Source organism: Bradyrhizobium sp. KZN70725 (assembly GCF_055264925.1).
In genome coordinates this window covers 1-1,314 of sequence record NZ_JBUYWT010000170.1, presented here as the reverse complement: position 1 = coordinate 1,314, position 1,314 = coordinate 1, and the positions used below count along the sequence as shown (strand labels likewise).

Sequence of the window (1,314 nt, the reverse complement as noted above, 5' to 3'; positions counted from 1 at the left end):
CCAGCCTCTCTGAGCTCCTGATCGGTCACCGCTTTAGACAACTTGATCATCAGATCGGTGGCGACCCGAGGCACCGAGTTCGTGCGCAGACCCGCCTTGAATTCCGCCGTCTGCTGAATGATGTATTCCGCGGAAAGGCCAAATAGACTGGCATTCTCTGGACCGCCGGGTCCGTCTGCCCGGTGACAGACTCCGCACGCGAACACATCTGGCTTTCTCCCCGTTGCGACGATTTCAGGCATTGGCGGATGATCGTCTGGATGCCAGTCGGGCGCGGCGAACAGATCGCGCACTTGCGTGAGCGTAAAACCGGCGGCGCTGTCCGGAACCCGCCTGATCGTGCCATCGTCAGGCGCGCGCTGAAAATTGGGAGGGTTCACTGGATAGGCCCATGCCGGTGGGCCGTCCTGGCTTTGCGCACGCGCTCCTGCCGCAGCGAGCGAAGCGAACGAAAACACCAAAAGCGCAGTCGAAAATCTCATGGCTCTCGCCCCCGCGCGCGTCGGTGAAGCCAGACTGTTGTTTCCGAAGGCAAAGATCAGGAGCGGCTGCCCGAGCGTTTGAGGGCGACAAACGCCGCTACTCCTCCGGCCGCAGTTCAAAGACCCATTCAACGCTCGGGACTCGCCGGCGTCAATGCGAATTCAGGTGGTCCGCGGCCGAGCAGCGGTCGAGCCCATAAAGGCGACTTTCACGCCCACCCCGACGACCGACGTGCCGACGATCGTCGCACTGCATCAGCGCCCTTAACACACGCTAGCTAGGCCGACTTCCTGTCCGGCCTGGCCGCAGGCTTCTTCGAGCTTCCTTCGCCGGCTCCTTCCCCTCGATCGGCATCAGCATCTCTTTCTGGCCGCTGGTTGCCTTGCGCGGCTTCTTGGCGGGCTTGCCCGCCTTCGCCGACGAGGCCCCCTGGCAGACGCTTCGTAGTAGCGCTTCCATCAGGTCCACGACGTTGCGTGATCGGCTTGCCGGCGCGCTCTAGTTGATGAGGTCGATCAAAGCGGTCTCGTAGTGGTTCTCGAACTTCTCCGGCTCGAACCGGACCGCCTTGTTCACGATCTGCCTGGAGAGGTCGAGCATGTCCTTCGTCAGCTTCGCCTCTTGATCGAAATATTCCTGCTCGCCGCGCACCTCATAGATGTTGCGCAGCAGCGTGCCGACCAGCCCCTTACGCCGGCGACACCGTGCCGGTGATCGTCGATCGGCTTTCGGGCGAGACCCGGCCGGCGCAAATCTTCGTCGCGGTGATGGGCGCCTCTAGCTTCACTTACGCCAAGGCCGCCTGGACGCAAGGGCTCTGCGATTGGCTCG

The 1,314-nt window shown here is 62.7% G+C and carries 1 protein-coding gene and 1 pseudogene; both read right to left on the bottom strand.

All coding sequences use genetic code 11. The features are described from left to right. Positions 1-482, bottom strand: a 482-nt coding sequence (locus tag ACZBJS_RS42510; protein WP_463440330.1) for a c-type cytochrome, incomplete at its 3' end; no start/stop codon positions are given. 278 nt (positions 483-760) lie between these two features. Then, a pseudogene (locus tag ACZBJS_RS42505) lies at positions 761-1,173 on the bottom strand (non-homologous end joining protein Ku); the annotation flags it as partial. Between the last annotated feature and the right edge of the window lie 141 nt (positions 1,174-1,314).